Here is a 26622-nt window from a genome sequence, read left to right as displayed (position 1 = left end):
TTGCACAAAGCCCGGCTTACCCAGCCGGGCTTTTTCGTTCAGCCAGCAAGCCAGAACTGATCCCGTATCGTCTGGTCGGCGTCAAACCGGATCCTGACGCTCTTGGCACCCGGAAATTTGCGTTCTCGGATCGTATCGGGAATGACGACTTCCCCAGCGCCCGTGTCGCTGGATTGAAAGCTCAGGATTTCCGCTGTGGTGTGCCGCGCACTGGTCAGAACGGTCGTTGGCAAAGCCACACGATTTGCGCCCTGATTAACCGGTGTCGTGACGAAGTAGGTCAGGTGTCGCCCAAAGCATCCGACCGCGTCGGGGACATGGTCAGCAACACCGCTGCCACATTTGGGTTGAATACCAGGCTGACTGTTCATATGCGACAGCACTTGCCCCGGATTCAGCATTGCCTCACAGGCGGCAATATCCTCTTGCGGAAGCTCGATGATACGTTTTTTCAACCGTGCCCGACGTGGTTGCGGCGGGCCAGCAGCGGCACCGCCCTTTGTCGCCAGCCCTTCTTTGCGCAGAAAATCATAGGCTGCCTTGGCGCGCGAAAACCCGGAACTGTCGCCTTCCTTGTGATCAGGATGCGTGTGAAAGGCGATGTGACGCCAGGCCTCTCGTATTTCACTGGAATTGGCAGACGGGTTTAGGCCCAGATCTGCCAGGGCATCCGTGCGTGCCCTAACCTTATCGACAGGTTCCATACTCAAAACACTCATTAAAAACTACACAGCCCTAGTGTTGCCGAGGGCATGGTTTTGTCAAATTTCATGGTTGATTGAGAGGGAAGCTGACAACAATCGCGATGCGAAGATTCTATTGTTCCGCAAAGGTGTGAATTCGCGGATACGACTGTGAAACAGGTCACGCATAAGAAAAGGAAAACGCCCGGGAAAATTCGTAACCCGGGTGAATCATTGGATTTTTCAGTTGTCAGGCGACGTTTTGAAGATCGACTTGTGGCGTAATTCCAAGGGCAAAGCACACATCGCGCGTCAATTCCGGGCGGTTGAGGGTATAGAAATGCAGCTTGTCCACACCACCTTCGATCAGGTCCGAGCACAACTCGGTGCAGATCGCAGTTGCCAGCAGATCCTCTCGCCCGTCGCGCACGGCCTTTTCAAAGGCTTGTTCGACCCAATCGGGAATATGTGTGCCACAGCTTTTGGCGAACTTGCGCGCACCTGCCCAGTTTTCTATCGGCAGAATGCCCGGAACGATCGGTTTGTCGATACCCGCCTTTGCGCAGGCATCACGGAAACGGAAGAAGGTTTCGGCCTCGAAAAAGAATTGCGTCAGCGCTTCGTCAGCGCCCGCGTCAAGTTTGGCCTTCAGCCAGTCCACGTCTGCTGACATGTCGGCGGCTTCAGGGTGCTTGTCAGGATAAGCCCCGACACGGATGCTGAACATTTCGGTTTCAGCCAGCGCCTCAATCAACTCAATCGAACTGTTAAAGCCTTCGGGGTGCGGTACGAACCGATCATGCCCTTTTGGCGGGTCGCCCCGCAGGGCCACGATGTCCTGCACGCCCGCACGTGCGAATGTGTCGGCGATTTCCAGCGTTTCCTGCCGCGAAGCGTCAACACAGGTCAGGTGTGCAGCGACCTTCAAACCAGAGGATTTATGCAGGGTTGCGACCGCGTCGCGCGTCAGTTCCCGGGTCGTACCGCCTGCACCGTAGGTGACGGATACAAAACGGGGCTCCAGCGGTGCCAATGTCTGGACCGTATCCCAAAGGCGGAAAGAAGCCTCCAGAGTTTTGGGCGGAAAGAACTCGAATGAAATTTCGGGTTTGGACATGGCTGCCTCACTGGATCAACTGACTATCTTGTGCCATGACGGGCATTGTGAGACAAACTCATATTATTCAACAACAACATGAACGATACTTGAGATGCATATTGAATTCCGGCACCTGCGTACCATAAAGGCGATCCATGAATGCGGTGGGTTGGCGCGCGCTGCCGACCAGTTGAACATCACTCAATCCGCATTGAGTCATCAGATCAAAGGGTTGGAGGATCAGGCCGGGGTCGAGCTGTTTCTGCGACGTTCAAAGCCGATGAAGCTGTCAGCCGCCGGTTTGCGTCTGCTGCGGTTGGCCGAGCAGATCCTGCCGCAGGTCGAGGCGGCACAGAATGAGTTTTCATCGCTGCGGGACGGGCGTACCGGGCGGATGCATATCGCCATCGAATGCCACGCGTGTTTCGAATGGCTGTTTCCGGTTCTTGAATCTTTCAGGAAATCCTGGGGCGACGTGGATGTCGATATCCGACCCGGTCTGGCCTTCGACGCCCTGCCAGCCTTGCAGAAGGAAGAGGTTGATCTGGTGGTCTCATCCGATCCCGAAGACCTGCCGGGTGTCGAGTTTGTGGAGCTGTTTGACTACAACCCCGTCTTTGTCGCTGCATCAGCCCATCCACTGGCGGAAAAAGCCTATGTCGAGGCTGAGGATTTCCGAGGCCAGACCCTGATCACCTACCCGGTGGAACGCACACGTCTGGATGTGTTCAGCCAATTGTTGATCCCTGCACGGGTCGAACCCGCCTCGATCAGGCAGGTGGAACTGACAGCTGTCATCCTGCTTCTGGTGGCCTCAAACCGAGGCATCTCGGTTCTGCCGGATTGGGTCGTGCGCGAGGTCAAATACAACTCGGACTATGTGACCCGCCCCCTGACCAAAGAGGGGATCACGCGTCGCCTTTATGCAGCGGTCCGTTCAGAAGATCTGGACAAGCCCTATGTGCAGGAACTGGTGAAACTGGCCCGCGAAGAGGCGCGCAAGCTGCAATCCCGGTAGAGGCGTTTTCTGCGGGTCTGTTATGCACATCATTCCTCTTGGCAAGGAAGCCTTGCGGCAGTATACGCGCGGTTTGACCGGACAGGAGCCTTTTTACAATGGTTGGCAGTGCAAATCTCAACATCATGATCAAGGCCGCGCGCAAGGCGGGGCGTTCTTTGGTCAAGGACTTTCGTGAAGTCGAGAATCTGCAGGTGTCGATGAAAGGCGCTGGTGACTTTGTGTCTAAGGCCGATATCGCGGCCGAAGCCATCCTGAAGGACGAGTTGCTGGGCGCACGCCCGACCTATGGCTGGCTGGCTGAAGAGGGTGGCTCCATCGACGGAGAAGACCCGACCCGCCGCTGGATCGTTGACCCGTTGGACGGCACCACCAATTTTCTGCATGGCCTGCCGCACTGGGCGATTTCCATCGCGCTGGAGCACAAAGGCAAGATCGTAGCCGGCGTGATCTATGACGCCGCCAAGGATGAGATGTTCTTTGCCGAAAAAGGCGAGGGCGCGTGGATGAACGACACCCGAATTCGAGTGTCGGGGCGTCACCGCATGATAGAATCGATCTTTGCAACCGGCCTGCCCTTTGGGGGTCGTTCTGACCTGCCTGCAACCCTGCAGGATCTGGCGCGTCTGATGCCCGCTTGCGCCGGTGTGCGCCGTTGGGGTGCTGCGGCGCTTGACATGGCATATGTGGCTGCGGGCCGGTACGAAGGCTTCTGGGAACGCCGCCTGAACGCGTGGGATGTCGCCGCCGGTATCATCATCGTGAAAGAGGCGGGCGGCTTTGTGCAGGCCCTGAACCCCGAGGGTAACGCGCTGGAAGATGGTGAAGTGATCTGTTCGAATGAACCAATCTTTGATCAATTCGCCAAAGTGATCCGGGGCTGATCGCCCACAGGCGCTAACTTAAGCGATCCATAAATCAGTCTTGCTCTGTTTTGGAAGGCGTAGGACTGGTTTCATTCCCGAGTTAAAGGGCCGGAGCGGGCTTGTTTCCGTTCATGGTGATGTAGTTGACATTTGGGTGGCCGCACGGGAAGCCGGTGCCTGCCGACGCAGCCGGAAGGTCGCGGTCTCCCAGTCACTTTTGCGGCTTGCCAGCATCATAGGCCCTATGGCCATTCACTATCGTCCGCTTCGGCCTGCGCAGCGTCTGCCGAGATCACGGTTTGTATGACGTTGGTGTATTGAAGCGGCCCCGCGGGAGTGCAAGCTGGCTGGAAACAACATGCCAGATGCTTTTGGCGGATAAGATCAAGATCTGGTCACATGACCGTTCGGTTGCCTCATTGGTTGACGGAATAACGGTCATGGGACCCAGAAAGAATGGTCAGGCGTGGCGATTACATATCGTTGCGGGGCGACGGACATATTCCGGGCCATTGAGGTTACCGACGGGCATAGTGGTGAATGCCACAAGCACTTTCCGGTTCATACCGGGGATATTGCCGATGGTGTCCGCGCCAATGAGAGGCCGTCGCGGCTGGAGTATATTCTGGAGAGCGGTGCCGATTTCATTGTCCGTTCGGGATGGCCCGCGTATCAACAATCGTCACCAAATAGCGATGTGTTCAGCATGACGTGTACAAGTTCGGCTAAAACTGGCTTTGCCGCGAAAGCCAGAGACCGGCGAAGCGCGAGAGGAAGGCCACGCGAAAGGAGAACCTGCTTCCCATAGAGTACTTCCACACTTTGTCGTCACGCTGCCAGCCGATCCCGAGCACCACGTCCGGACATGACAGCCGTGCTATGGGGCCGCTGCTATCCTTCCAGGTGCTTGCTGATGCGGCAGGTCGATTCTCAGATCACCTCTCCAGTAAGTCCCGCAGACGAAAGTACCAGATCGCGGCAGTGCCGTAATATGGGTGCAAGCGATGAAAGGGGAGCTGCTTCATCCGGTCCGCCGGCAACGGCAGAGGGATGGAAGAGTTCGCCAGATGGGCACCAATTGCCGCCCCCAATGCACTGCCAAGCGCCAGACCTCTGCCATTATACCCCAGTGCGGCCGTGACTCCGGCAGCCGGTTGATAGATATGAGGCAGGTGGTCCAAATTCATTGCAGCGCGTCCAGACCACATAAATTCCAACTCTTGATTTTCCAGAGAAGGGAAAAGCGCCTTCAAGTCAGCATGGATACGTTTGAAAGAGTTCGGCCCGCGTGGTTCTGCAAAATGTCCTCGCCCCCCCACCATGAGACGGTTCCCCGGGCCAATCCGAAAATAATTAGCGATACGCCGAGTGTCCGATACAACGCAGCCTTCGGGCAAGATTGATTGGCTAATGCTTTCGGGCAGAGGCTTTGTGGCCACCTGAGAACTGTTGGCGGGCACCATTGTCTGGCGCAATCCGGGCCACAGGTGGCTTGTATAGCCGTTGGTCGCCAGCACCACCTGATCTGCTTTGATCTGCCCTTGTTCGCCTACCGACAGTTTCCATCCCGCGCCATCTGATTGTATCCGGGAAACAGGGGTCTTGCCGTAAATCTTACACCCGGCATCCGCAGCCGCTTGTGCAAGCCCGGTGGCATAATTCAGCGGGTGCACACAGCCAGCCCTCCGGTCTTTCCAACCTGCAACAAACCTTCTTGAACCCGTCTGACGAGCGACCTGCGCAGCATCCAGCCATTCGACGGAGGCCCCCCGCTTTTCCCATTGCTGCATCCGGCTTTGCAAAGTGGGGATATGCGAGGTTTTTACAGTTGTCTGAATCCAGCCGTCCTGGCGGTGGTCACATTGGATGTTATGTCTATCGATAATATCAAACACATGTTGCGCAGCACCGCCGACAAATTCGGTGGTTACCTCGCCATACATGCGGTCCAGCTTGTCAGGATCGTACTTGAGGCCGGGAATGACCTGACCACCATTTCTCCCACTGGCACCAAATCCAGGTTGCTCAGCTTCAACGACGATGACGTTTGCACCCGCTTCAGCAAGAGAAAGAGCACAGGAGAGGCCAGTGTAACCTGCGCCTACGATCGCGACATCAGCCTTGCAGTTGTCGGCCAAAGCGGGGAATTTTGGGGTGCTATTTGCCGTGGCGGACCAGATAGAGTCTAGCATTGCGGTCAAACTCCGAAACTCAAAATACGGTCGTCAATTTGTATTCTCTACCAGGAAATAGAGCTTGCGGACGTGGGAGTGGATTGCCCAGGTGCCTTTCCAACCTTTGGGCAGGGCAAGAAAATCATTCGCGCCAAGGGTTACGGAATGGCCACCATCGGCATCAGTGATCGTCGCCGAACCGGACAGAATGTGACAGTATTCTGCCATGCCACTACGGTCTGCGGTGAACTCGCCCGGAGTGCATTCCCAGATACCGATCTTGGTATCGCCTGTTGGCGATGTGTAAACGGGTGCAGTAGCTTCCTGTTGCCCCGGCGTCAGGGTTGTCGGTTTGGGTCTGTAGTCGCCAACTTGGATCGCATCGAGATCTTTCAGGCCAACAAGATTGAACATTGTTGTTCTCCGTAAATGTCATTGGGGCAGAGGCTGGATTTAACCAGCATCATTTCACCCTTGTTCAGGGTGTGTGACCCGCCTAAGGAATTCCTGGGTGCGCGGATGTGTTGGATTTCGCAAAACTTCCTGCGCCTTACCCTGCTCAGCGATTTGACCCTTATCCAGGAACAGCACGCGGTCAGCGACTTCCCGGGCAAATTGAATCTCATGGGTCACCACAAACATGGTCATGTGCTCCTCAGCGAGGGCGCGCATAACCTGTAACACCTCGCCGACCATTTCCGGATCAAGTGCCGATGTCGGTTCATCGAGCAAAATGGCTCTGGGTTGCATAGCCAAGGCCCGGGCAATAGCGACCCTTTGCTGTTGCCCGCCGGACAGCGAGGCAGGGTAGGCGTTGATTTTTTCGGCTAACCCGACCCGCTCCAGATATCCGATTGCGCGATCCCGCACCTCGGACTTGTCCTGTTTCAGAACATAAAGCGGCCCCTCCATGACATTCTCCAAAGCCGTTCGGTGGGGGAAAAGGTTGAAACGTTGGAACACCATAGCCACTTGCGCTCTAAGTTGGTGAATTGTCGGTGATGCGACATCGACACGCTTCCCATCGATCAGAATGTCACCTGCCTGGTAAGATTCCAGACCGTTTACGCACCGGAGCATCGTTGACTTACCAGAGCCCGAAGGCCCGATAAGGCAAACAACTTCGCCCACTTCGACATTGGCGTTGATACCTTGCAACACGTTCAGTGAGCCGAAGGATTTATGAACCTCCTTGAATTCGATCATTTTGCGTCGCCCATTTTGTTTTCCATTCGCCGGATCGCGATGTTCAGGGGGATGGTCAAGCTCAGGTAAAGCAGCGCAACCAAAGTAAAAATTGTCATGTTGTCGAAGGTTGAAGAAGCCAGTGTTTTTCCCCGCATGGTCAACTCGGCAACTGAAATAACAGAGACCTGTGAACTGTCTTTGAGTAGCATGATCGTATTGTTGCCATAGGGTGGCAGGACAATTCTAAACGCCTGCGGCAGTACCACTCGACGCATCATCATACCGTGCTTCATTCCGATGGCTTTTGCCGCCTCTACCTGGCCGCGGTCTACCGCCTCTATCCCCGCACGAAAGGTTTCGCCGATATAGCAGGAATAGGTCAGCGCCAACCCGATGATGCCAGCCTGAAACGCGGTAAGGTCGATGCCGATTTCGGGCATCACAAAATAGATATAGAACAAAACCACGAGGATCGGGATGCCGCGTATGAATTCTGTCAGATACCGAATACCTTGAGCAAGGACTGGGATTCCTGAAGTTCTGAGCAGAGCCCACAATAATCCCAACAAGGTTGATAAAAGCAGTGCAAGCACTGTGACGGCAATTGTAAGCTTCAATCCACTCCAAAGCAGAGGTAGATACTCGATCGAGCGTTCAAGAAAGGTTGACATTGGCGCTGTTCCTACGGTCGTAGCGCTGGCACATCACTTGGTGAGCTGCCAGCGCCCTCTTGCTGGATAGGGAAGTTTCTCAAAGGCCGTATTTGTTGAAGATGGCCTTCAGCTCACCCGAATTCTGCAACTTTGCTAACGCCTCGTTCACCTGTTTCAGCAGCTCGGCATTTCCTTTGTCTACAGCCAACCCGACTCTGCCCGGTTTCATTGGTTCATAGCCTTCAACCAGACGAACACCCAGATTGGGATTTTGTGAAATCTGGTATCCGACAATGGGGCCGTCGCCGAAACCCGCTTTGATCCGACCAAGTTGAACGTCGCGCATGATATCTACGATCGAGTCATACAACTTGATCTCGCCGAATCCCCCAATCTCCGCCAGGGAATCCGCGTACACAGTTCCAACCTGCGCTCCAATCACCTCGCCCGCTAGATCGTCTCGCGTATAGTTTTCAGGGTTGTCCGCAGCGACGAACATGGCGTCCCCATAGCTGTAGGGGCTGTCTGAGAAGTCAACGACCTCTGCGCGTTTGTCGGTGATCAGCATGCCCGCAGAGATAAGATCAATCTTTCCTGTGGTCAGCGCGGGAATGAGTGCCGAAAACGCAGTAACTTCAAATTGCATCTCCATTCCGATTTCCGCACCAATCGCATTTGCAATGTCAACCATGGCTCCTGTCGGTTGTCCGGTTTGGATATCAACAAACGTAAACGGCACACCCGTGGTCGTTACCCCGGCATTAAGAGTTTCCGCGAAAGTGCCGTTCGCAACAGACAGCCAGGTCGCTGCAGCGAGTGTGGTAAGTATTTTCATGTTCATGAAACTTCTCCTTGTTGGTTCTTCACTGTTCTGAGGTCCTGCGGACCCGCCTGACAGGTCAACATTCCTCGAGTGTAGATGAGATTGAAAAATTTTCGACATTCTTTCATTAAAATGAAATATTATGCTTATGCGGGCTTCTTCCACGGTCAATGTGAAAAGCTGGGTGTATTTCATGGACATGAAGAGTGGTGGAAGGTATTCTTCGTATTCAAGCAACGAAGAGAGCGTGTCTTTATCATTATGCCAAACAACTCAAATCACTCAGCAGCGGCTGCAACGGATGGAGTAAGCGAAGACGTGCGACTTGGTCGCGCGATACGCGATCGGCGTAAAGAACTGGGACTTACACTGACTTATATCTCTGACGAGGCAGGGATATCGGTGGGCCTTCTCAGCCAAATCGAAAGGGGGTTATCGTCGCCGTCGGTTCGGGTCTTGCGCTCGATCAGTGGCGCGTTGCGGTTGTCGGTACTACAGCTGTTCAGTGTAGATGAAAACGAGGCGGCAGATGATGAGAGCTATATCGTTCGGGCCAATCACCGCAGGTCAATTGATCTCAGCAGTAAAGGGGTGTTCAAGTCCTTTTTGACAGCGCACGACGAAGGTGAATTACAGGTCATGGATCTAGATCTTGAGCCGGGTGGCGGATCAGGTGATGAACCGTATTCTCATGCCGGTGAGGAATGCGGGGTCGTGATTGAAGGATGTCTGGAAATATCGATTGATGGCAGGCCGCATATCCTGAACCAAGGGGATTCATTTCATTTTGAAAGTAGCCTCCCTCATCGGTATCGAAACCTTGGCAAGGGAAAATGCAGGGTTATCTGGGCAACGACTCCTCCAATCTGGTAGTGTTGAGGCAGGGTGTTCAGCAATGAACCGCTCAACGTCAAACTTTTTTCGGAGCTTGGGCAACGCACCTGGCTGCTCGGAGCGAAATCTGACACCTCAGGTGCGAACAATTACCGTGCCGGTGAACGGCGAGCGTGCCTTGCAACCCTGATTTTGGAATCTAATCTCGCAGGGCCAAGCTTGAATGGCTGGTTTTAACCCGCGCGGCGGCGTTGAGAATGAAGCAGCCGCGGCGGTTCCCATGCCGCGAACACGCGCACCAAATCTGGCATGCTGACCCCGAGTTCTCTTGGCACCTTCGCCGCGTTCTGCACGAACGGCAACAACCGCTCACAGGATGCGTGGGCTACCCAATTTTGGTATTCGATTTGGTAAGATAGCGCCCATGGGCTGATCGCCCCTCAGTTCAGCTTTATCGACGCGGAACGCGCGGAATACGTGACTGCGACAGCTTGTACGTTGCCTCTGGGTGGGGCGGGTGCCCGTGCGTGCGGTTCCAAAACTGCACGCCACCGCGCCGCAGCCACAATGGCACGCATAGGAGCAGGCCCACGGCAAACCCGCCGGTATGGGCCCAATAGGCGATACCGCCTTCGTCCGGGTTGCTGGTGACGCTGCCAAAGAACTGAATCGCCAGCCATACGCCCAGCATGATGAAAGCGGGGATGGTAAAGACCCTGAAATAGACAACCAGGATCAGCAGAATATCCACACGCGCCTTGGGAAACAGCAGCAGGTATCCACCCATGACACCTGCAATCGCGCCCGAGGCGCCGACGGTAGGCACCTGAGAGTCCGGCCCTGTAACCACATGGATCAGACCTGCGCCGATACCTGCGACCAGATAGAACAGCAAAAAGGGCAGATGGCCCATTTCATCTTCCAGATTGTCGCCGAATATCCATAAGAACAGCATGTTCCCGGCCAGATGCATCCATCCCCCATGCAGGAACATGGATGTCACAAGGGTTTCCAGACCAACCCCATCACTGACCCGCGCCGGGATGATGGCATAGTCGAAGAACAGCCGGTTGATAAGTGGCGCATCATTCATGATCCCCACATAGCTGAGGAAGATCAGGATGTTGGCCGCCAATAAGGCGTAGACAACATAAGGCGTGCGCCCTGAGGGGTTATGGTCGCGGATCGGAAACATGAGGTGACGCTGGGCTTTTGCGCGCCCAGCGTCAAGGCAAGCTTATGCCGCACCTCCCAACAACGCAGCGTTTCCGCCGGCTGCGGTCGTATCGACACACACATGGCGTTCACCCAGCACACGCGCGCGGTCGGGTCTGCCCGGAATCAGGGGCACAATGGGGCCGTTCCGGCGGGCCAGGTGCTGTTCGATCTGCTGCGCGGTTTCAGCGTCGCCCCACCAAAGGACACCAGAGATACCGGTCAGGTTCTCCAACCGGTGAAGGTCAAGCATTCCGGTTGCCTGAATGGCCGTGCCACCCAGCGCCTGTACGGCGTCAGCCTGCGCGCGCGCTGCCGTTTCCCCCGGCCCCATGCACAGAAGAGGCGGGCGGGGATATTCGCTCAGCCGGTTCGATTCTCCGGTTGGGCCGGGCAGAGAACGGGTCCGGATTGGGGCCGGCTGGCCCTGAGGAGCAGGTAGGTCTGCCAAATGCTCCCAGGTTTCTGTCGTGATTTGCCGATCCGGTGCACAAAACCGGGCCATGTAATTCGGGCCGCCCGCCTTCGGGCCGGTGCCTGACAGCCCTTCACCGCCAAAAGGTTGGGAGCCAACGATGGCACCGATCTGATTGCGGTTTACATAGATGTTTCCGGCATGGATTGCTTCGGTCACATGCTGCACCCGGTCGTCGATCCGGGTTTGCAGGCCAAAGGTCAGCCCGTATCCGGTTGCGTTGATATCCGCGATGACCTTGTCGATCTCCTGCGCTTTGAACCTTGCCACGTGCAACACGGGGCCAAAAATCTCACGCTCCAGCGCGGCAATGCCCGAGATTTCGATCAACGTGGGGGCAACAAAGATGCCTTCGGGCGGCAGCGGCAGCTCTTTCAGAACGCGCCCTTCGGCCCTTGCCGTAGCGACGTGATCGGCGATGACCTGCCGGGCCTGCGCGTCGATCACCGGGCCGCAATCAGTAGAGATCAGCCAGGGGTCCCCGATGCGCAGGGCATCCATTGCCCCTTTGAGCATGGTCAGCACGTCATCTGCGATATCCTGTTGCAGGTACAGGCATCGCAGTGCGGAACACCGCTGACCCGCGGACTGAAAAGCGCTTTCAATGATCGATTGCACGGCCTGTTCGGGAAGTGCGGTGCTGTCGACGATCATGGCGTTCAGGCCGCCAGTTTCTGCGATCAACGGCGTGCCGGGGCGCATGGCCCCAGCCATTGCCGACCGGATTCTGAGAGCGGTCGTTGTCGAGCCGGTGAAGGCCACGCCCGAGACGCGCGCATCCGATGTCAGCGCCGCGCCCACGGCCGGACCACCCGGCAGCAATTGCAGCGCGTCGCGCGGCACACCAGCCTCATGCAGCAATTGAATGGCGCGGTGCGCGATCAGGGGTGTCTGCGGCGCAGGCTTGGCCAAAACGGCGTTCCCGGTTGCCAAAGCTGCCGATATTTGCCCTGAGAAGATCGCCAGCGGGAAGTTCCACGGGCTGATGCAGGTGAATACTCCAGCGGGCTCGGCATCAGGTATGTTGGCGGCGTAGTAACGCAGGAAATCCACCGCTTCACGCAGTTCCGCCACGGCGTCAGGTAGCGATTTGCCAGCCTCGCGCGCCAGCAGGGCGAACAATTCGCCGTAATGCGTTTCATAAAGATCGGCGGCAGAGTTCAGGATGCGGGCACGTTCGACTGCCAGGGCTTGCCACGGCTTTGCCGAAGCCAGCGCCAGTTCCACATCAGCTTCACTTGCCGAGGCGACCGCACCCGGCTTGTCGGCAGGATTCGCCGGGTTGATTACCTGCTCATCCGCCTGGGGTTTGGCAGCGTCAGCCAGCAACGGCTGTGCATACCAGTGATACGCACGGAACTGATCCCGCGCTGCATCGATTTTGTCCAGCGTTGGAGTGTGGTGTAGATCAAAACCTTTGGAATTGGGGCGTTCCGGCTTGAATAGTTCGGGCCCGGTGGGCAGTGGGGGCGGCGGTGTCAGCACCGTAACAAACGGATCCGAGGCAACCACTTCCGGCGGGACGTTTTCGTCGACAATCTGGTTGACGAAGGATGAGTTTGCGCCGTTTTCCAGCAGACGCCGCACAAGGTAGGCCAGCAGGTCACGATGCGCACCAACCGGTGCGTAGATGCGACAACGCGTTTTCTGCCTGTTCATCACAAGCTGATGCAATGTCTCACCCATACCATGCAGGCGCTGGAATTCAAAAGGCTGACCTTCGGCCATGTGCAATATGGCGCTGACTGTATGGGCGTTGTGGGTGGCGAATTGTGGGTAGATCCGGTCTGTCATGCCCAGCAACTTGCGCGCATTGGCGATATAGGACACATCGGTGACCGCCTTGTGCGTGAAGACGGGAAAGCCATCCACGCCTTCGACCTGCGCGCGTTTGATCTCGGTATCCCAATAGGCGCCTTTGACCAGACGCACCATCAGCTTGCGATCGTGGCGTTCAGCCATGTCATAGAGCGTGTCCAGAACCAGCGAAGCGCGTGGCCCATAAGCCTGAACCACGATGCCGAACCCATCCCAGCCAGCCAGAGCCGGATCGGACATCACTGCCTCTATCACCTGCAATGACAAAGACAGGCGATCCGCCTCTTCGGCGTCGACGTTCAACCCCATGCCAGCGGCCTTGGCCAAAAGGGCCAGCGCCCGCAGTCGGGGAACCAGTTCATCCATCACGCGCTTTTCCTGCGCCAGTTCATAACGGGGATGCAGGGCTGACAACTTGACTGAAATTCCCGGGTTGGCGCGGATATCCTCATGGGTGCAGGCTTCGGCGATGACCGAGATGGCGCGTGAATACGACAGGTGATATCGTGCGGCGTCCGCCTCGGTTCGCGCGGCCTCTCCCAGCATGTCGTAGGAGTAGGTATATCCCTTGTTTTCCATCCCGCGCGCACGCTCCATCGCGGCGTTGATGGACTCACCTAACACGAATTGCCGCCCCATTTCCTTCATCGCACGCGACACGGCGGTACGGATCACGGGTTCACCCAATCGCTTGATGGCCCCGCGCAGGGCGCCAACAGGCGAGGCCTTGCCTTCGTCCAGAACCTTGCCCGTCAGCATCAGGGCCCAGGTTGAGGCGTTAACCAAGGATGAAGACGAGTGCCCAAGATGCTTGCCCCAGTCCGAAGGGGCAATTTTGTCTTCAATCAACGCGTCAATCGTGTCGGCATCCGGCACGCGCAACAGCGCTTCGGCCAGGCACATCAGGGCGACGCCTTCGTCGGTGGACAGGCCGTATTCGGCAAGAAACACCTCCATCAACCCCGGAGACGTGCTGGAGCGGATGTCGCGCACAAGCTGCGCGGCGGCGGCGCTGATGGCGCCGCGGTCCGTGGCGCTCAGGCTGGCCTGAGAGATCAGGGTTTCAAGGATCGCCGACTGGTCAGCATAGGTTGAGGTGTCGATTAATGTACGCAGGGTATGAGACATGAGTCCTCCGGTCTTTGTGCCAATATACCTGCGAAAACTCAGGACAATCGCCTGAGTTTACGATAATTGAAGGCGGAACACCTGAAATTTCGCCAGAGAGCAGCGCAAATGAACTTTCCTGACCTGGACCGGTTTGACCGGTCGATTCTGAGAATTCTGGCCGAGGATGGGCGCATTTCGGTCGCCGATCTTGCGCGCGAAATTGGTCTGTCGAAATCACCGACACAGGCGCGCCTGAAACGGCTTGAAGCAAGCGGGGTGATCAAAGGATACCGGGCGATGCTGGATCCGATCAGACTGGGGCTGGACCACGTTGCCTTTGTCGAAGTGCGCCTGACCGATACCCGCGAAAAGGCACTGGCCGAGTTCAATGCGGCTGTCCGAAAAACTGCCGAGGTCGAGCAAGCCCATATGATTGCTTCGAATTTCGACTATTTGTTGAAGGTCCGCACAGCCACGATGTCAGAGTATCGTCGTGTTCTGGCCGAAAAGATTTCATCCATGCCGCATGTCGCCAGCACCTCGACCTTTGTGGCGATGGAGGCGGTTAAGGAAGCCGGCAGTTTGGGTGGGTTCGAGCATCAGGCTTGACGGATCAGGATTACGAGCCATCCTTGGTACATGACACACGCTTTCCTCTTTGCTCTTTCTGTTGTTGCCTTGTCTTGTGCGGCGCACGCCCAGTCCTGCCCTGATGCTCCGGATCATTCAGAAGGTGTGGATGCGCTAATCAATCAGGTTCGGAAGGCAGAATCGCAAAGTGATGCGCGCGCCATTTCCAACCAGATGTGGGAGCTTTGGACGGACGCGCCGGATGCGCGTGCGCAAGGCTTGCTGGACCGGGGAATGGCACGGCGGGAGGCTTGGGATTTACTGGGCGCGTTGGAAGAGCTTGACCAGCTTGTCGATTACTGCCCGAACTACGCCGAAGGCTACAATCAGCGTGCGTTTGTGAACTATCTCAGACAAGACTTCGCTGCTGCCTTGCAGGATCTGAATGTCACGATCGAGTTGTCGCCGAACCATATAGGTGCGCTGAGCGGTCGCGCCTTGTCATTGTTGGGTCTGAAGCGCCTTGACGACGCGCGCGCTGCCCTTGCCGCGGCGCTAGAACTTAACCCATGGCTGTCAGAGCGGGCATTGTTAGAACCCGGCGGTCTTTTGGAACCGCCCGGTCAAGATATTTGACGCCGGGTTTTCGAAAGAACCGAAAGGGAAACCTAACCTTTTTGCGGGCAAACTGGTTGTGTTGGACCCCTTCGGAGTTGTTCACTGGCTATCCAGTGGTATGGGTTCTGACTGGCGTGGGCGTGTATCGGACGCTGAACATCATTGACGAATACACCAGCGAGGTGCTGATGATCCGCGTCGATCGTAAGCTCAACTCAACAGATGTGCTGAATGCATTGACTGACCTGTTCATCCTCCGCGGCCCGCCGGCATTCATAAGATCCGACAATGGGCCGGAATTTATCGCCCAGAAGGTGCGGGAGTGGATTGCAGCTGTCGGGGCGAAGACGGCTTACATCGAACCGGGATCACCCTAGGAGAACAGTCATTGCGAAAGCTTCAACGCCCGGTTCCGGGATGAGCTGCTCAACGGCGAAATCTTCTAAAGCCTAAAGGAGGCGCAAACTCTGATCGAGCAATCTCGTATCCACTACAACACCGTCAGGCCGCACAGTGCGTTGGGCTCCTGCCCGCCTGCGCCCGAAAGCATCGTCCCGATAGACCAGAGGCCCACGATGCACTAACAAACAAACCGGACTACCCGATAGGGGCACGCGACCGAGCGCGCTGAAGGCGGCAATGCTGGCCCTGTTTGACGAGTGCGGTGCGGAATATCCTGCCGAACACTATGTGGGGCACATGTACAAAGCCAAACCCGATTTGGCGGCGCATTACAAATGCTGCGTTCCGACCAACTCTTTCAATCCGGGGAACGGGAAGATGTCCAGGGCGCGAAGCTACAGGTGATTAACGGTCACATGGGATTTGGGCGCGTGTGATAGGCATCCAGCAGGGCTTTGCCGTTTTCATAAAACGCAGTTTCACCAATCAGTTCTGTGATGCCGTAGCGATCCAGCTCGGCTTTCACATCTGGCTCGACCAGCGTGAAAACCAGCCGTATCCCCTTGGATTGCAGGAAATTGGCGATACTGCGCAACGTGAACCCGGCTGTGAAATCGACAACGTCAATTGCCGAGGCGTCGATGCAGAACCATGTCAGTTTTCCGTCTGCGTTCTGAACGATTGTTGTGACTTCCTCGGTGAATATCTGCATGTTCGCGTAGTACATGCCGTGGGAAAACCGGTAGATTACCAGACCGGGCTCGAATTGGTTTGGTGCTTCCAATCCCTTTGAACGCCAGCCACCGGACTCGGTACGCAATACTACCGAATTCTTTGGGTGGTATCCCCGGCGTGTGTGGTCGACCAAAGACAGGACCATGGCAAAAATGACGCCTTGCTCGACACCAACCAGAACAACCACGGTGGCGGTTGCCGTGGCAACCCAGAACTCGGACCGGGCCTGCCTGTAAATTGTTGCCATTCCGTGCAGGTCGATCAGCTTGAGACCGATCAGGAAAACGATGGCCGAAAGTGCTGCTGTGGGAAGATAGGCTAAAGGCTTGGTCAGAAACAGGATAACCAACAGGACTATTACCACTGTTGTCAGTTGCGCCACCTGGCTGCGCCCTCCGGCGCTGGCGACCATCTCGGTCTTTGTGGGGCTGCCATTGACCACGAATGTCCCCGTGAATGCGGCTCCGAAATTCGCAAGACCCAGTCCGATCAGGTCCGTGTTTTCGTTGAAAGTCTCATCATATCTCGAGGCGTATGCCCGCGATGTGGCGGCGCTTTGTGCCAGAATAACAACGAAGATGGACAAGGCCGTGGGGAGCAATTGTTTGAACAAGGTCCAGCTCCACTGCACGTCCGGGATCGAGAACGAGGGCAAACCGCCGGCAACCTCTCCCAACACCGAGATTCCGGAAGTGTTGAATGAAAAGGCCCAACTGCACAGGATCACCCCGACAATGGCAACCAACGGCCCCGGGATTTCGCGCGACAGTCTTGTGCATCCCAGGACAATGCCCAACACGGCTGATGTGACGATCACGGTTGGCCAGTTGACGTTGGATATGTTGAAGTAAACGTCCTTCAACCTTGCAAGTGTTCCGTGCCCAGCGGATTCGATGCCCAACAATCCGGGGATTTGGCCCGTTGCAACCTGAATGCCCACGCCGGTCAGAAAGCCGACCAATACCGTTCTGGACAGAAAATCAGCCAGAAACCCCAGCCCGATGACACGCGCGGCAATCAAAAGCATAGCAGCCATAAGCGCCAGCAAGGACGCCAGTGCCAGATACTCAGACGTTCCGGACATCGCCAAGCCCGCCAGTCCCGAGGCGGTGATGGCTGCTGTCGCCGAATCGGCGCCGACAACAAGGTGTCGGGACGATCCGAACAGCGCAAACAGAGCCATGGGAATCAGGATCGTATACAGCCCGGACATGACCGGAGTGCCGGCGATTTTGGTGTAACCCATGACTTCGGGGATCGCGAGACATGCAAAACTCAGACCAGCCAGCATTTCCGCCGGAAGGCGCGCGCGGTCAACAGGCAGAATGCCCTGCAGGATTTGCAGACGCGCCGCTCTCTGATTTCTGTCCTGTTTTTCCATGGGTTACCCTATACCCATTCAACCAGTGAACCGAATGTTCGAACCGTCAGGCTATCTTATAGGCAAATTATCACAGGTAAATTGGGTGGTCTGACGTGCTGCTTTTTCCAGTTTTTCAGTTATTTTCGCCGAACTACGGGAATCCCCCAATTTCGCAAACTGCCGATCAGGGGTAAACATGACTTACCGTACTTACCACACACAAACACGGTATTTACTTTCCCCGATGAGGGGCTGGTCACACCCCCTCGGCCGGCCCCTCTTAACTTTTTGGGGTTTGCGAAAGCCCAAGTCATTCGTTTTATGACTCGTGTCGAGTGAACTTACTTAGTTTTGGATCAATTTGGTCACGAGTGTCGGCAGTGTTTCGGACGCACTGTAAGCAACGGTGTGCGGTATATTGGCCACCGGGGTTTTGCGGTACCCTTCCGTGAACAGCAGAAACGGTATCCTGGCGTTTACAGCTGTTTCTGCGTCGACCTCGCTGTCACCCACATACAAGCGTGTGCCCGAGGTCCCAAGTGCTTTGAAGCTTTCCAGCAGGTGGCCCGGATCCGGTTTGCGAATTGGCAATGTATCACCGCCGAAAACAACGTCGAAGAACCGGGATAAGTTGAGCGCCTCCAGCACGTGACGTGCGGGTGCTTCGGGTTTGTTGGTGCAGATACCAAGAACGCAACCCATCTGTTTCAGTGTTTCCAGGGCCTCCAGAACCCCGGGATAAGGCACTGTCGTTGCACTGACCGCCGCATTGTAATGCTTCAGTGTCTGTTGGGTCAGTTCCGCGTGGCGATCCATGGGCAAATCACAGTGTCGCATCAAACGCTCGACCAGTTTGGGAAGGCCATTGCCAACAAACCCTCTGATCACATCAACGGGCACAGGATCGTGACCCAGACCGTTCAGCGTTTTATTGGCCGCTGCTGCCAGGTCCCCGACGCTGTCGACCAACGTTCCATCCAGATCAAAAACAACTGCTGCGGTCACGTTTTGCTTGCCTTTCAATACCCGCCCCAAGTCTTAACCCGTCGTTTTCAGGGGCGCAATCGGCTCAATGACGCCTGATTTGAAACAGCGCTTGACATTCCTTACTAAAATAATCAGATTTAATGACAGGAACGGAAAGCCAACCCTCTCGGGTCAGCCAGATAAAACGAAACGCAACAGGTATGGCACCATGCCGACTCGCTCTGGAGATGCCCCGATGAACGTACAGAACCCGACCCCAACCCAAGGTTATGCTGTCTCGATGCTGCCTGCGCACAAGGCCGAGGATTTGACCAAAGGTGGCCACCTGGCCCATATCGAGTTGGGTGACCAATTGTATACCCTGCGCATCACCCGTGCAGGTAAACTGATCCTGACGAAATGAGCGCGCATTCATTGCGCGGCGGTGCCGCGGTCGGCCGTCTGGCGGATCTTGATCCAGTCGAAGCGGGTGCGGTGATGTATCTGCGGATGTGGAGCCAGGGTGAAAGCGGTCGCGCTGATATCGCGAGCGATTTTTGCATAGCGCTGGGATCAGATTATGGGCGTGCCGCCATGCTGACGCTGGATCGTCTGTGTTCGCTTTGCGCAACGCATTGTCGACGCCCGCTAATCAGGCACGGTCTGGGGTGTGCATGTCTGGGCGCGGATGAGAATTGTTTTGCCCAAATGGTTGCCGCCGCATCCGAAGGGGCACGCGAAGACGCGATGATGATGGCGTCACTGATCGTGCGCCCGGATTTTGCGCCTGCTCTGGCATCCCTGTCGGAGGAACTGGGCCTGACGCTCCGGCGTATGACGACGGGAAATGCGATTCCGACGACAGGCCAAGATACCCGCACTGCCGTTTTGCATTGACTGTGCTTGCAGGACGGTCAAACCCCGGCAAAGCGCCGGGGTCAATCCTTCAGCAGCACCCGCATCCCGCGTGGTGATGGTCGTGACCGCAAACCGGAGCAGGAGAGAAGTCACCGACCTCGGACAGCACGTCCCTTAGCGCCCACAGGATCATGTCCACATCCTCGGCCTCAATCGTCAGCGGTGGGCGGATTTTCAGGATGTTGTCCTTTGGTCCCTCACTGCCGATCAGAATTCGGTGATCACGCATCCGATTTTTGACATAGCTGCAAATCTCGGTTCCTTCGGTTCCGTCGGGATTGATCAGCTCAACACCCAGAAACAGTCCCATGCCCCGTACGTCGCCAACGCAACCAAAGTCGGCTTCGATCTGGCGCAGCCCCGCCATCAGGCGCTCACCCATCTGACGCGCATTGTCCTGCAGGCCTTCGTCATCGACGATGTCCAATACTTCCTTGCCGATCCGGCAAGACAGCGTTGATCCGCCAAAGGTCGAGAAGAATTCGATCCCGTTGTTAAAGCTGTTGGCAATCGCCCGCGTCGTTACCAATACGCCAAGAGGGTGCCCGTTACCAATGGGTTTACCCATCACCACGATATCAGGAAGCGCGCCCTGATGTTCAAATCCAAAGTAATACTCACCCAGGCGACCCAGACCGGTCTGTACCTCATCTGCAATGCAGACACCCCCGGCGGCGCGGATTTTTTCATAAACCGCAGGCAGGTAGCCCTTGGGCGGAATAATCTGTCCACCGACAGATGGGAAAGTTTCGGCGATGAACCCGGCTAGACCTTGACCCCGGTCCTGCAAGGCAGCAATGGCCGGGTCCACAAGATCAGCAAATTTCTGCGCCCGATCCGCATCGTCACGCTTGAACGAGCCGCGATAGTCGTCCGCAACCTCGACCAGTTCGACCCAATCGGCTTTCCCGATGCCACCCGGTTTGTTGAACTTGTAGGCCGATATCGCCACAGCCGCATTCGTATTGCCGTGATAGCCATGGTCTGGCGTCACGATCCCCTTGGCGCCGGTATGGGCACGGGCAAGCCGCAGGGCCAGTTCGTTCGCTTCAGTTCCGGAATTGACGAAGAAGCAGACCTCGAAGTGATCGGGCAGTTTGGACAGGATCTTGTCAGCAAAAGTTGTCTGTGCCGGATGCAGGTAGCGGGTATTCGAGTTCATCCGCTTCAACTGATCCGCCGCTACAGCTTGAATGCGGGGATGCGCATGACCCACATGAGGGACGTTGTTATAGGCGTCCAGATAGGGGCGGCCCCATTCGTCAAACAGGTGATGTTTCCACCCGCGTACGAGCATGACAGGGTCATCATAAGTCAGCGACAGGTTGCCGCCAAAGTGATCGCGGCGACCCTGCAGGATCGCCTGTTTGTCTGTGGGTTGGTAGAAAACCTTGTCATCCGGCAGGTTCAGTAAGGCCGCCGGGTTCGGGCAGACTGCGTGCCACAACTCCATCTCATCCGGATCGCCGACACCGGGCCAATCCGCCTCCATGCCATTGGTTGTCAGCGCCAGCTGGAAATGCACATGCGGTGCCCATCCGCCATTCTGGCTGGCGTCGCCCAACCGGGCGAACGCCGCCCCCTGTGCCACCGGATCGCCGGGTTTCAACCGGTCACAGCATTCCGGGTCCAGATGACCATAGAGCGTGTAGAACGGATCGCCATCCGGCGTTCCATGGTGCAGGATTATCACCGCACCGTAATCGAGGTGATGATCTCGGTTCTCGACCACTTCGACCCGCCCGCTCATTGGTGCGTGCAGCACCGTCCCTGCGGGTGCAAACACATCCACCGCCAGATGCACTGTTCGCCGGTCCGAGGCTTTCCATGGCCCTTTGCGAAATCCTGGCTCGGCATAAATCAGGCGGGGTTCGTTGTAATAGCCCAGCCACAGCCCTTCGCCGTATTCTTCACCAACATGTGCGGCCTCGGCCAATGGCATGTGGAAAGGGTTCTGGGGCCACACACAATTTTCAACCGACAACGACCCCATAGGAACATCGCTTAGGTCCTGACCGAACAGTTGGGAAAACCGGCCGCGATGTTCTTGCAGATACGCATGGATGCGTTCTGCGCCGTCCACGACCGGCAGCCCGCACGCTGCCCGAAGACGCGCAGACATCAGTCCGCCGTTGACGGAAGCATTCTCAAGAAACCGCCACGCAGGTGCCTGCGAGATTGTCACATATGGATCGTCCGGGTTTTCGACCGCCATCAGGGTCGAGTTGAGGACAGACACTGCCAATCGCATCCGCAGCAGCGGCCAGATCAGGTCGATCTCCTCGGCTTGCAGCCGGTTTGCGGCATGGTATCCCCGCACGAGAGCAGTCAATGCCCGCTCGGGTCTGGCATGATCTAGCACCACATAGGCCCCGGCGATTGCAAGGTCACAGACGCGCGGTGCTGCACACATGTCACCCAGATCAATCAGGCCGGAAACCCGCCTCCGCTCGCCCAATTCGCCTTCAACCAGAACGTTATAATCATTGGCGTCGTTGTGAATGGCCTGTTTCGGCAGGCCCTCAAGCCTATCCGTGATCGCCGTGAATTCGTTGCAGATATCCCGAAGCAACGCCCGACGCGCGGGATCGCTGATGGCGCCCAGCTTGTCATTGATCCAACTCGCTTGCGTCAGGTCCCATTTGAAATCTGGGCGGTGCAAAGCTTCATGCTGAAACCCCTCCAGCGCGCGATCTGTTGCGCCCACAACACGACCCAATTTCAGGATCAGCTCTTCGGATTTCGGGTTCGCTTGTGCATAGCAGCGCCCGGGCAGGCGTTCCTGCAACCACACCAGCCGCGATTTCCCTTCGGAATCGGAAATTTCCGGCAACATTGCGCCGTTCAACGCCGGGAACACCTTTGGAAACGGCAACCCGGGAGCTTCCGAGGCGATATGCGCAAGTGCTTCGATCTGAAGATCTACCAGACCCGCATCGCACCCTGCGCGCATGACTTTCAGCACATAGTCTTGGCCATTTGTGGCTTGCGCCAGAAAGTTCAGATCATATTCGCCATCCAGCCGGGTCAACCGTGCGTCCAGTCCCCAGTTTTGGCGCAGCGCGTCCGCCCAGAAGTTCACCAAATCGTTCATGTCTTTCTCCGTCCCGCTCATCCGGGATCCTCTTCATCTGGCCGAAAATATCCTCGGGGGTGAATTGGCCCAAAGGGACAAGAGGGGGCAGACAGCCCCCCGACCCCTTAATCCAAGGCACGCAAACGTTTGAACAGCGATGACGTGTCCCATCGTCCGCCGCCCAGTTTCTGCACGTCCTTGTAGAACTGATCGACCAGAGCGGTCACCGGCAGAGACGCGCCGGTTTCATTGGCCGTATTCAGACAAATCCCCAGATCCTTGCGCATCCAGTCCACAGCAAAGCCATGTTCGAACTGATCATTCAGCATGGTTTCATACCGGTTTGACATCTGCCAGCTGCCAGCCGCACCCTGGCTGATCACCTCAACAACGGCCTTCCCGTCCAGGCCCGCTTTTTCGGCAAAGTGCAAGGCTTCGCTGAGACCCTGAACCAGACCGGCAATCGCGATCTGGTTGCACATCTTGGTCATCTGGCCCGCGCCGCTGGCTCCGAGTCGACGGCAGATTTTGGAATAGACGTTCATTACCGGCTCAGCCGCATCATAAGCTGTCTGATCGCCGCCACACATAATTGAGAGAACGCCGTTTTCAGCGCCGGCCTGACCGCCCGAAACCGGGGCGTCCACAAAAGCGATACCCTGAGATAGGCCAGCAGCGTAAAGCTCGCGCGTGACCTTTGCTGAAACCGTCGTGTGGTCAACAAAAATGGCCCCGTTGGACATTCCCTGAAACGCGCCATCCTCACCGGTGCAAACCATGCGCAAGTCGTCGTCATTGCCGACGCAGGCCATGACAAACTCAGCATCCTTGACGGCGTCTTTCGGAGTGGCTGCCATCGCGCCGCCATGCTGCGCGACCCAGGCCTCGGCCTTGGTGGTCGTACGGTTGTAAACGGTGACGTCATGGCCTGCGGTTTGCAGATGTCCGGCCATGGGATAGCCCATGACACCAAGGCCAAGGAACGCGACTTTTGCCATTTTGTGATCCTCTCCGCTGTTCGGTCGGCTTCCGCGAAACAGGCCTGACCAAAATCTCTGGCGAAGACAAAGCAAAGCTGCGCCCAAAGGGCAACCCCAAGTCAGCCTTTCCCACCCAGATCCCGCAGGATTGGGCAATCGGGCCGGTCGTCCCCGGCGCAGGCGTCGATCAGGTGGCTTAGCGTATCGCGCATGGCGTTCAGGTCTGCGATCTTGGTTTCGATCTGAACAAGATGGTCGCGTGCAACTTGTTTCACGTCGGCACTGGCACGGGTTTCATCTTCGTAGAGCGCCAGCAAGGTCCGGCAATCCTCGATGGTGAACCCAAGAGCCCGGGCGCGGCCCAGAAAATTCAGCTTATGCACGTCCTGGTCGCGAAACCGGCGATAGCCATTGTCGTCGCGCATCGGTTTGATCAGCTTGATGTCCTCATAATACCGGATCGTCTTGGCGGGCAGGCCGGTGCGGGCGGAAACATCTCCGATGTTCATGCGTGCACCTCTTTGGTGGCCGTACCTGATGTTTCCGGCACGCTGGCGCGAATACGGCGCAGGCGCAGCGCGTTTGAGACCACAAAAACGCTCGATAGTGCCATTGCACCAGCTGCCAGCGCCGGGGACAGCAGATAGCCGCCAAACGGGTACAGCGCACCGGCAGCCACCGGTATCAGAAGGACATTGTATCCGAAGGCCCAGCCCAAATTCTGGCGAATATTCCTCATTGTCCGGCGGCTGATCTCGGTCGCATTCGCGACGCCCCGCAAATCACCGGACATGAGGACAACGTCGGCTGTTTCGATGGCCACATCCGTGCCGGTTCCGATGGCGATGCCGATATCAGCCGCCGCCAGAGCGGGGGCGTCGTTGATCCCGTCACCGACAAAGGCCAGCACTCCGAACCGGTCCCTTAAGGCCGTGATTGCGTCTACCTTGCCATCAGGCAGTACCTCGGCAGTGACATGATCAATCCCCAGCCGGTCGGCCAGAGCCCGCGCCGTGCGTGCGTTGTCACCCGTGATCATGGCCACGGTCAAACCCATCTGGTGCAACCGTTCCAGCGCTTCCACTGTGCCGGGCTTGATCGGGTCGGAAACGGACAAAGTGGCCGCTGCCTGCCCACCCAGAGCGACGAACAGAGGGGTTGCCCCCTGTGCGGCACGGGCTTCTGCCTCATCCGCCAGGGCTCCAAGGGTGATCCCACGCTGCTGCATCAACCGGTGCGACCCGATCAACACGTCGCGGCTTTCAACCAACCCTTGCAGGCCAAGCCCGGTAAGCGAACGGACATCCGATACCTCTGGCAGTGTCGCGGGCCCCGCGCGGGTGATGGCGGATGCGATCGGGTGTTCCGACCGTGCCTCAAGGGCTGCAGTCAGCCGCAGAACCTCCTCCCGGTCAAATCCTTTCGCCGTAGTCACGCTGTCCAGTTCGGGGCGTCCCAGCGTCAGGGTTCCGGTCTTGTCCAACGCAATTACGCGCGCCTGCTGAAGCTGTTGCAACGCATCCCCCTTGCGGAACAAAACCCCGAGTTCTGCCGCACGCCCGGTGCCCACCATGATCGAGGTTGGGGTCGCCAACCCCATAGCACAGGGGCAGGCGATGATCAGAACTGAAACACCCGCGACAAGCGCCAGGGGAAGGGCCGGGCTGGGGCCGAAGATCAGCCAGAGCGCGACAGTGATCACCGCAACAGCGATGACCGCAGGAACAAAGCGATAGGTGATCCGATCCACCAACCCCTGGATCGGCAGCTTCGCGCCCTGCGCCTGCTGCACCATACGAATGATCTGTGCCAGAGCCGTGTCGCCGCCGACGCGGGTGGCGCTTACCCGTAAAGCGCCGGTGCCATTCACGGTGCCGCCGACAACAGGCGCGCCTGCCGACTTGCCAACAGGCACTGGTTCGCCCGTGATCATGCTTTCATCGACGTAAGAGGTGCCTTCAAGCACTTCGGCATCCACCGGTACACGCTCGCCGGGGCGGATGTGCAGGATATCTCCGACAACAATTTCGGCGATTGGCCGGTCCTGTATCTGTCCATCCAGTTCGACCCGCGCGGTTTTTGGTTGCAAACCCACCAGTTTTCGGATCGCAGCTCCTGTTTTGCCTTTGGCGCGCGCCTCCATCAACCGGCCGAGCAGGATCAGAACCACGATCACCGCGGCCGCTTCGAAATAGACATTGGCGGTACCTTGCGGCAGCAGGCCGGGCGCGAATGTGGCCGTGACCGAATACAGATAAGCCGCGCCGGTCCCAAGCGCTACCAACGCGTTCATGTCCGGCGTGCCTTGCAACAGCGACGGGATACCTTTGCGGTAAAACACACGGCCCGGTCCGATCAGCAAAGCCGAGGTCAGGGCAAACTGAATCAAATGGCTCGTCTGCGTTCCAATGGTCGCCTGTATCCAATGGTGGAAGGCGGGGATCATGTGCCCGCCCATCTCAAGAATGAATACGGGCAGGGCTAGTGCCGCTGCCAGTATTGTGGAACGGACCAGCCGCTGAATTTCATCGTCTTCCCGGCTTTCTGGTTCCGCAACGCCTTGGATACGCGCGGGGTATCCAATTTCGGTAACAACCTGAGCCAGCGCCTCGGGTGTAGTTGCCGCTATAGCATAAGTTACCGTGGCCGTCCGAGTTGCCAGATTGACCTGTGCTTCGATCACGCCAGCGGTGGATGCCAACGCGCGCTCGATCTTGCCAACGCAGGATGCGCAGTTCATGCCCTCGATGCTCAGATCTGCATGACTTGTTTCAGCCGGATAGCCAGCTGCATCCAGCGCCGCTGTCAGTGCCGAGACCGGCCCGTCAAATGCCACCTGCGCTGTTTTGGTCGCGAAATTGACCGAGGCCGCATCAACACCAGACACATCACGCAGTGCAGCCTCGACACGGCCCACACAGGATGCGCATCCCATGCCGGTGATTTTCAGTTCTGTCAGTGCTTCTTGCGCCATGCGACTCATCCCAAGTGGTTTTCTGCCCTCCAGATGGGGGTTCCAGTGACGGGAAGGTCAAGGG

General features: G+C 57.2%; 22 protein-coding genes and 2 pseudogenes. 9 read left to right on the top strand and 15 right to left on the bottom strand.

Annotated features, from left to right (window positions below; all coding sequences use genetic code 11):
* Positions 1 to 38: 38 nt before the first annotated feature.
* Both ACR0M9_RS12445 and metF read right to left on the bottom strand, forming a co-directional pair.
* Positions 39 to 704: a J domain-containing protein gene (locus ACR0M9_RS12445; protein ID WP_267364348.1), complete on the bottom strand. Its 666-nt coding sequence runs from the start codon at positions 702 to 704 to the stop codon at positions 39 to 41.
* Between the two features lie 229 nt (positions 705 to 933).
* A complete protein-coding gene (gene metF, locus ACR0M9_RS12440) occupies positions 934 to 1800 on the bottom strand; it encodes a methylenetetrahydrofolate reductase [NAD(P)H] (RefSeq protein ID WP_480773748.1) in 867 nt (288 codons plus the stop codon).
* 94 nt (positions 1801 to 1894) lie between these two features.
* Between metF and ACR0M9_RS12435 the strand changes: the two genes are divergently transcribed.
* Both ACR0M9_RS12435 and ACR0M9_RS12430 read left to right on the top strand, forming a co-directional pair.
* Positions 1895 to 2800, top strand: a complete 906-nt coding sequence (locus ACR0M9_RS12435; protein WP_480482174.1) for a LysR family transcriptional regulator — start codon at positions 1895 to 1897, stop codon at positions 2798 to 2800.
* Between the two features lie 98 nt (positions 2801 to 2898).
* Complete coding sequence (locus tag ACR0M9_RS12430; RefSeq protein ID WP_480773747.1) at positions 2899 to 3684, top strand: inositol monophosphatase family protein; 786 nt, start codon at positions 2899 to 2901, stop codon at positions 3682 to 3684.
* Between the two features lie 917 nt (positions 3685 to 4601).
* Here ACR0M9_RS12430 and ACR0M9_RS12425 read toward each other — a convergent pair.
* The 5 genes from ACR0M9_RS12425 to ACR0M9_RS12405 form a co-directional block, all read right to left on the bottom strand.
* The gene (locus ACR0M9_RS12425; RefSeq protein ID WP_480773746.1) at positions 4602 to 5858 is read right to left on the bottom strand and encodes an NAD(P)/FAD-dependent oxidoreductase; all 1257 of its coding nucleotides are present in this window, start codon (positions 5856 to 5858) and stop codon (positions 4602 to 4604) included.
* Between the two features lie 33 nt (positions 5859 to 5891).
* Positions 5892 to 6254, bottom strand: a complete 363-nt coding sequence (locus tag ACR0M9_RS12420; RefSeq protein ID WP_480773745.1) for a cupin domain-containing protein — start codon at positions 6252 to 6254, stop codon at positions 5892 to 5894.
* A gap of 54 nt (positions 6255 to 6308) precedes the next feature.
* Complete coding sequence (locus ACR0M9_RS12415; protein WP_480557754.1) at positions 6309 to 7046, bottom strand: amino acid ABC transporter ATP-binding protein; 738 nt, start codon at positions 7044 to 7046, stop codon at positions 6309 to 6311.
* Positions 7043 to 7699 carry an amino acid ABC transporter permease gene (locus tag ACR0M9_RS12410; protein WP_480773744.1) on the bottom strand — a complete coding sequence of 219 codons (657 nt, stop codon included), beginning with the start codon at positions 7697 to 7699 and terminating at the stop codon, positions 7043 to 7045. The genes ACR0M9_RS12415 and ACR0M9_RS12410 overlap by 4 nt, the downstream gene beginning before the upstream one ends.
* A 79-nt stretch (positions 7700 to 7778) precedes the next feature.
* Positions 7779 to 8522 carry an ABC transporter substrate-binding protein gene (locus ACR0M9_RS12405; RefSeq protein WP_480773743.1) on the bottom strand — a complete coding sequence of 248 codons (744 nt, stop codon included), beginning with the start codon at positions 8520 to 8522 and terminating at the stop codon, positions 7779 to 7781.
* 114 nt (positions 8523 to 8636) lie between these two features.
* Here ACR0M9_RS12405 and ACR0M9_RS12400 point away from each other — a divergent pair, with 114 nt between their 5' ends.
* Entirely contained in the window at positions 8637 to 9377 is a 741-nt protein-coding gene (locus ACR0M9_RS12400) for a helix-turn-helix domain-containing protein (protein ID WP_480773742.1), read from the top strand.
* Between the two features lie 412 nt (positions 9378 to 9789).
* On the opposite strand, the gene ACR0M9_RS12395 is transcribed toward ACR0M9_RS12400, so the two are convergent.
* Positions 9790 to 10533 carry a rhomboid family intramembrane serine protease gene (locus ACR0M9_RS12395; protein ID WP_480493652.1) on the bottom strand — a complete coding sequence of 248 codons (744 nt, stop codon included), beginning with the start codon at positions 10531 to 10533 and terminating at the stop codon, positions 9790 to 9792.
* A 42-nt stretch (positions 10534 to 10575) separates the two neighbouring features.
* Entirely contained in the window at positions 10576 to 13974 is a 3399-nt protein-coding gene (gene putA / locus ACR0M9_RS12390) for a bifunctional proline dehydrogenase/L-glutamate gamma-semialdehyde dehydrogenase PutA (RefSeq protein ID WP_480773741.1), read from the bottom strand.
* Between the two features lie 108 nt (positions 13975 to 14082).
* Here putA and ACR0M9_RS12385 point away from each other — a divergent pair, with 108 nt between their 5' ends.
* The 4 genes and pseudogenes from ACR0M9_RS12385 to ACR0M9_RS12370 form a co-directional block, all read left to right on the top strand.
* Positions 14083 to 14565 carry an Lrp/AsnC family transcriptional regulator gene (locus tag ACR0M9_RS12385; RefSeq protein ID WP_480475581.1) on the top strand — a complete coding sequence of 161 codons (483 nt, stop codon included), beginning with the start codon at positions 14083 to 14085 and terminating at the stop codon, positions 14563 to 14565.
* A 30-nt stretch (positions 14566 to 14595) separates the two neighbouring features.
* Positions 14596 to 15162 (top strand): tetratricopeptide repeat protein, encoded by a 567-nt coding sequence (locus tag ACR0M9_RS12380; RefSeq protein WP_480773740.1) that lies wholly within the window; start codon positions 14596 to 14598, stop codon positions 15160 to 15162.
* 119 nt (positions 15163 to 15281) lie between these two features.
* Positions 15282 to 15728: pseudogene (locus ACR0M9_RS12375) on the top strand (integrase core domain-containing protein); the annotation flags it as partial.
* A 34-nt stretch (positions 15729 to 15762) separates the two neighbouring features.
* Positions 15763 to 15951 (top strand): annotated as a pseudogene (locus ACR0M9_RS12370) (D-lactate dehydrogenase); the annotation flags it as partial.
* A gap of 7 nt (positions 15952 to 15958) precedes the next feature.
* Here ACR0M9_RS12370 and ACR0M9_RS12365 read toward each other — a convergent pair.
* Positions 15959 to 17662, bottom strand: coding sequence for a SulP family inorganic anion transporter (locus ACR0M9_RS12365; RefSeq protein WP_480773739.1), 1704 nt, complete (start codon positions 17660 to 17662; stop codon positions 15959 to 15961).
* Between the two features lie 327 nt (positions 17663 to 17989).
* Complete coding sequence (gene gph / locus ACR0M9_RS12360) at positions 17990 to 18649, bottom strand: phosphoglycolate phosphatase (RefSeq protein ID WP_480482160.1); 660 nt, start codon at positions 18647 to 18649, stop codon at positions 17990 to 17992.
* Positions 18650 to 18866: 217 nt separating this feature from the next.
* Here gph and hemP point away from each other — a divergent pair, with 217 nt between their 5' ends.
* Together hemP and ACR0M9_RS12350 are read left to right on the top strand one after the other, a co-directional pair.
* A complete protein-coding gene (gene hemP, locus ACR0M9_RS12355; RefSeq protein WP_209504713.1) occupies positions 18867 to 19034 on the top strand; it encodes a hemin uptake protein HemP in 168 nt (55 codons plus the stop codon).
* On the top strand, positions 19031 to 19507 hold the full coding sequence (locus ACR0M9_RS12350) for a hypothetical protein (RefSeq protein ID WP_480487641.1): 477 nt from the start codon (positions 19031 to 19033) through the stop codon (positions 19505 to 19507). The genes hemP and ACR0M9_RS12350 overlap by 4 nt, the downstream gene beginning before the upstream one ends.
* Positions 19508 to 19556: 49 nt before the next feature.
* Here the strand turns inward: ACR0M9_RS12350 and ACR0M9_RS12345 are convergent, their stop codons facing one another.
* The 4 genes from ACR0M9_RS12345 to ACR0M9_RS12330 form a co-directional block, all read right to left on the bottom strand.
* Positions 19557 to 22622, bottom strand: a complete 3066-nt coding sequence (locus ACR0M9_RS12345) for an aminotransferase class III-fold pyridoxal phosphate-dependent enzyme (protein WP_480773791.1) — start codon at positions 22620 to 22622, stop codon at positions 19557 to 19559.
* A gap of 107 nt (positions 22623 to 22729) precedes the next feature.
* Complete coding sequence (locus ACR0M9_RS12340) at positions 22730 to 23644, bottom strand: NAD(P)-dependent oxidoreductase (RefSeq protein WP_480482356.1); 915 nt, start codon at positions 23642 to 23644, stop codon at positions 22730 to 22732.
* 59 nt (positions 23645 to 23703) lie between these two features.
* Positions 23704 to 24093, bottom strand: a complete 390-nt coding sequence (gene cueR / locus ACR0M9_RS12335; RefSeq protein ID WP_480482156.1) for a Cu(I)-responsive transcriptional regulator — start codon at positions 24091 to 24093, stop codon at positions 23704 to 23706.
* Positions 24090 to 26558, bottom strand: a complete 2469-nt coding sequence (locus tag ACR0M9_RS12330) for a heavy metal translocating P-type ATPase (protein WP_480773738.1) — start codon at positions 26556 to 26558, stop codon at positions 24090 to 24092. The genes cueR and ACR0M9_RS12330 overlap by 4 nt, the downstream gene beginning before the upstream one ends.
* Positions 26559 to 26622 lie beyond the last annotated feature (64 nt).

The organism is Ruegeria sp. CH2 (assembly GCF_056537065.1).
The sequence above is the reverse complement of the archived record's forward strand: the minus strand, read 5'-3'. Positions and strand labels throughout refer to the sequence as shown.

Coding starts and splice junctions, on each gene's coding strand:
- ACR0M9_RS12445 (WP_267364348.1), bottom strand. CDS start 704: ATGGAACCTGTCGATAAGGTTAGGGCACGCACGGATGCCCTGGCAGAT.
- metF (WP_480773748.1), bottom strand. CDS start 1,800: ATGTCCAAACCCGAAATTTCATTCGAGTTCTTTCCGCCCAAAACTCTG.
- ACR0M9_RS12435 (WP_480482174.1), top strand. CDS start 1,895: ATGCATATTGAATTCCGGCACCTGCGTACCATAAAGGCGATCCATGAA.
- ACR0M9_RS12430 (WP_480773747.1), top strand. CDS start 2,899: ATGGTTGGCAGTGCAAATCTCAACATCATGATCAAGGCCGCGCGCAAG.
- ACR0M9_RS12425 (WP_480773746.1), bottom strand. CDS start 5,858: ATGCTAGACTCTATCTGGTCCGCCACGGCAAATAGCACCCCAAAATTC.
- ACR0M9_RS12420 (WP_480773745.1), bottom strand. CDS start 6,254: ATGTTCAATCTTGTTGGCCTGAAAGATCTCGATGCGATCCAAGTTGGC.
- ACR0M9_RS12415 (WP_480557754.1), bottom strand. CDS start 7,046: ATGATCGAATTCAAGGAGGTTCATAAATCCTTCGGCTCACTGAACGTG.
- ACR0M9_RS12410 (WP_480773744.1), bottom strand. CDS start 7,699: ATGTCAACCTTTCTTGAACGCTCGATCGAGTATCTACCTCTGCTTTGG.
- ACR0M9_RS12405 (WP_480773743.1), bottom strand. CDS start 8,522: ATGAACATGAAAATACTTACCACACTCGCTGCAGCGACCTGGCTGTCT.
- ACR0M9_RS12400 (WP_480773742.1), top strand. CDS start 8,637: ATGAAATATTATGCTTATGCGGGCTTCTTCCACGGTCAATGTGAAAAG.
- ACR0M9_RS12395 (WP_480493652.1), bottom strand. CDS start 10,533: ATGTTTCCGATCCGCGACCATAACCCCTCAGGGCGCACGCCTTATGTT.
- putA (WP_480773741.1), bottom strand. CDS start 13,974: ATGTCTCATACCCTGCGTACATTAATCGACACCTCAACCTATGCTGAC.
- ACR0M9_RS12385 (WP_480475581.1), top strand. CDS start 14,083: ATGAACTTTCCTGACCTGGACCGGTTTGACCGGTCGATTCTGAGAATT.
- ACR0M9_RS12380 (WP_480773740.1), top strand. CDS start 14,596: ATGACACACGCTTTCCTCTTTGCTCTTTCTGTTGTTGCCTTGTCTTGT.
- ACR0M9_RS12365 (WP_480773739.1), bottom strand. CDS start 17,662: ATGGAAAAACAGGACAGAAATCAGAGAGCGGCGCGTCTGCAAATCCTG.
- hemP (WP_209504713.1), top strand. CDS start 18,867: ATGAACGTACAGAACCCGACCCCAACCCAAGGTTATGCTGTCTCGATG.
- ACR0M9_RS12350 (WP_480487641.1), top strand. CDS start 19,031: ATGAGCGCGCATTCATTGCGCGGCGGTGCCGCGGTCGGCCGTCTGGCG.
- ACR0M9_RS12345 (WP_480773791.1), bottom strand. CDS start 22,622: ATGAACGATTTGGTGAACTTCTGGGCGGACGCGCTGCGCCAAAACTGG.
- cueR (WP_480482156.1), bottom strand. CDS start 24,093: ATGAACATCGGAGATGTTTCCGCCCGCACCGGCCTGCCCGCCAAGACG.
- ACR0M9_RS12330 (WP_480773738.1), bottom strand. CDS start 26,558: ATGGCGCAAGAAGCACTGACAGAACTGAAAATCACCGGCATGGGATGC.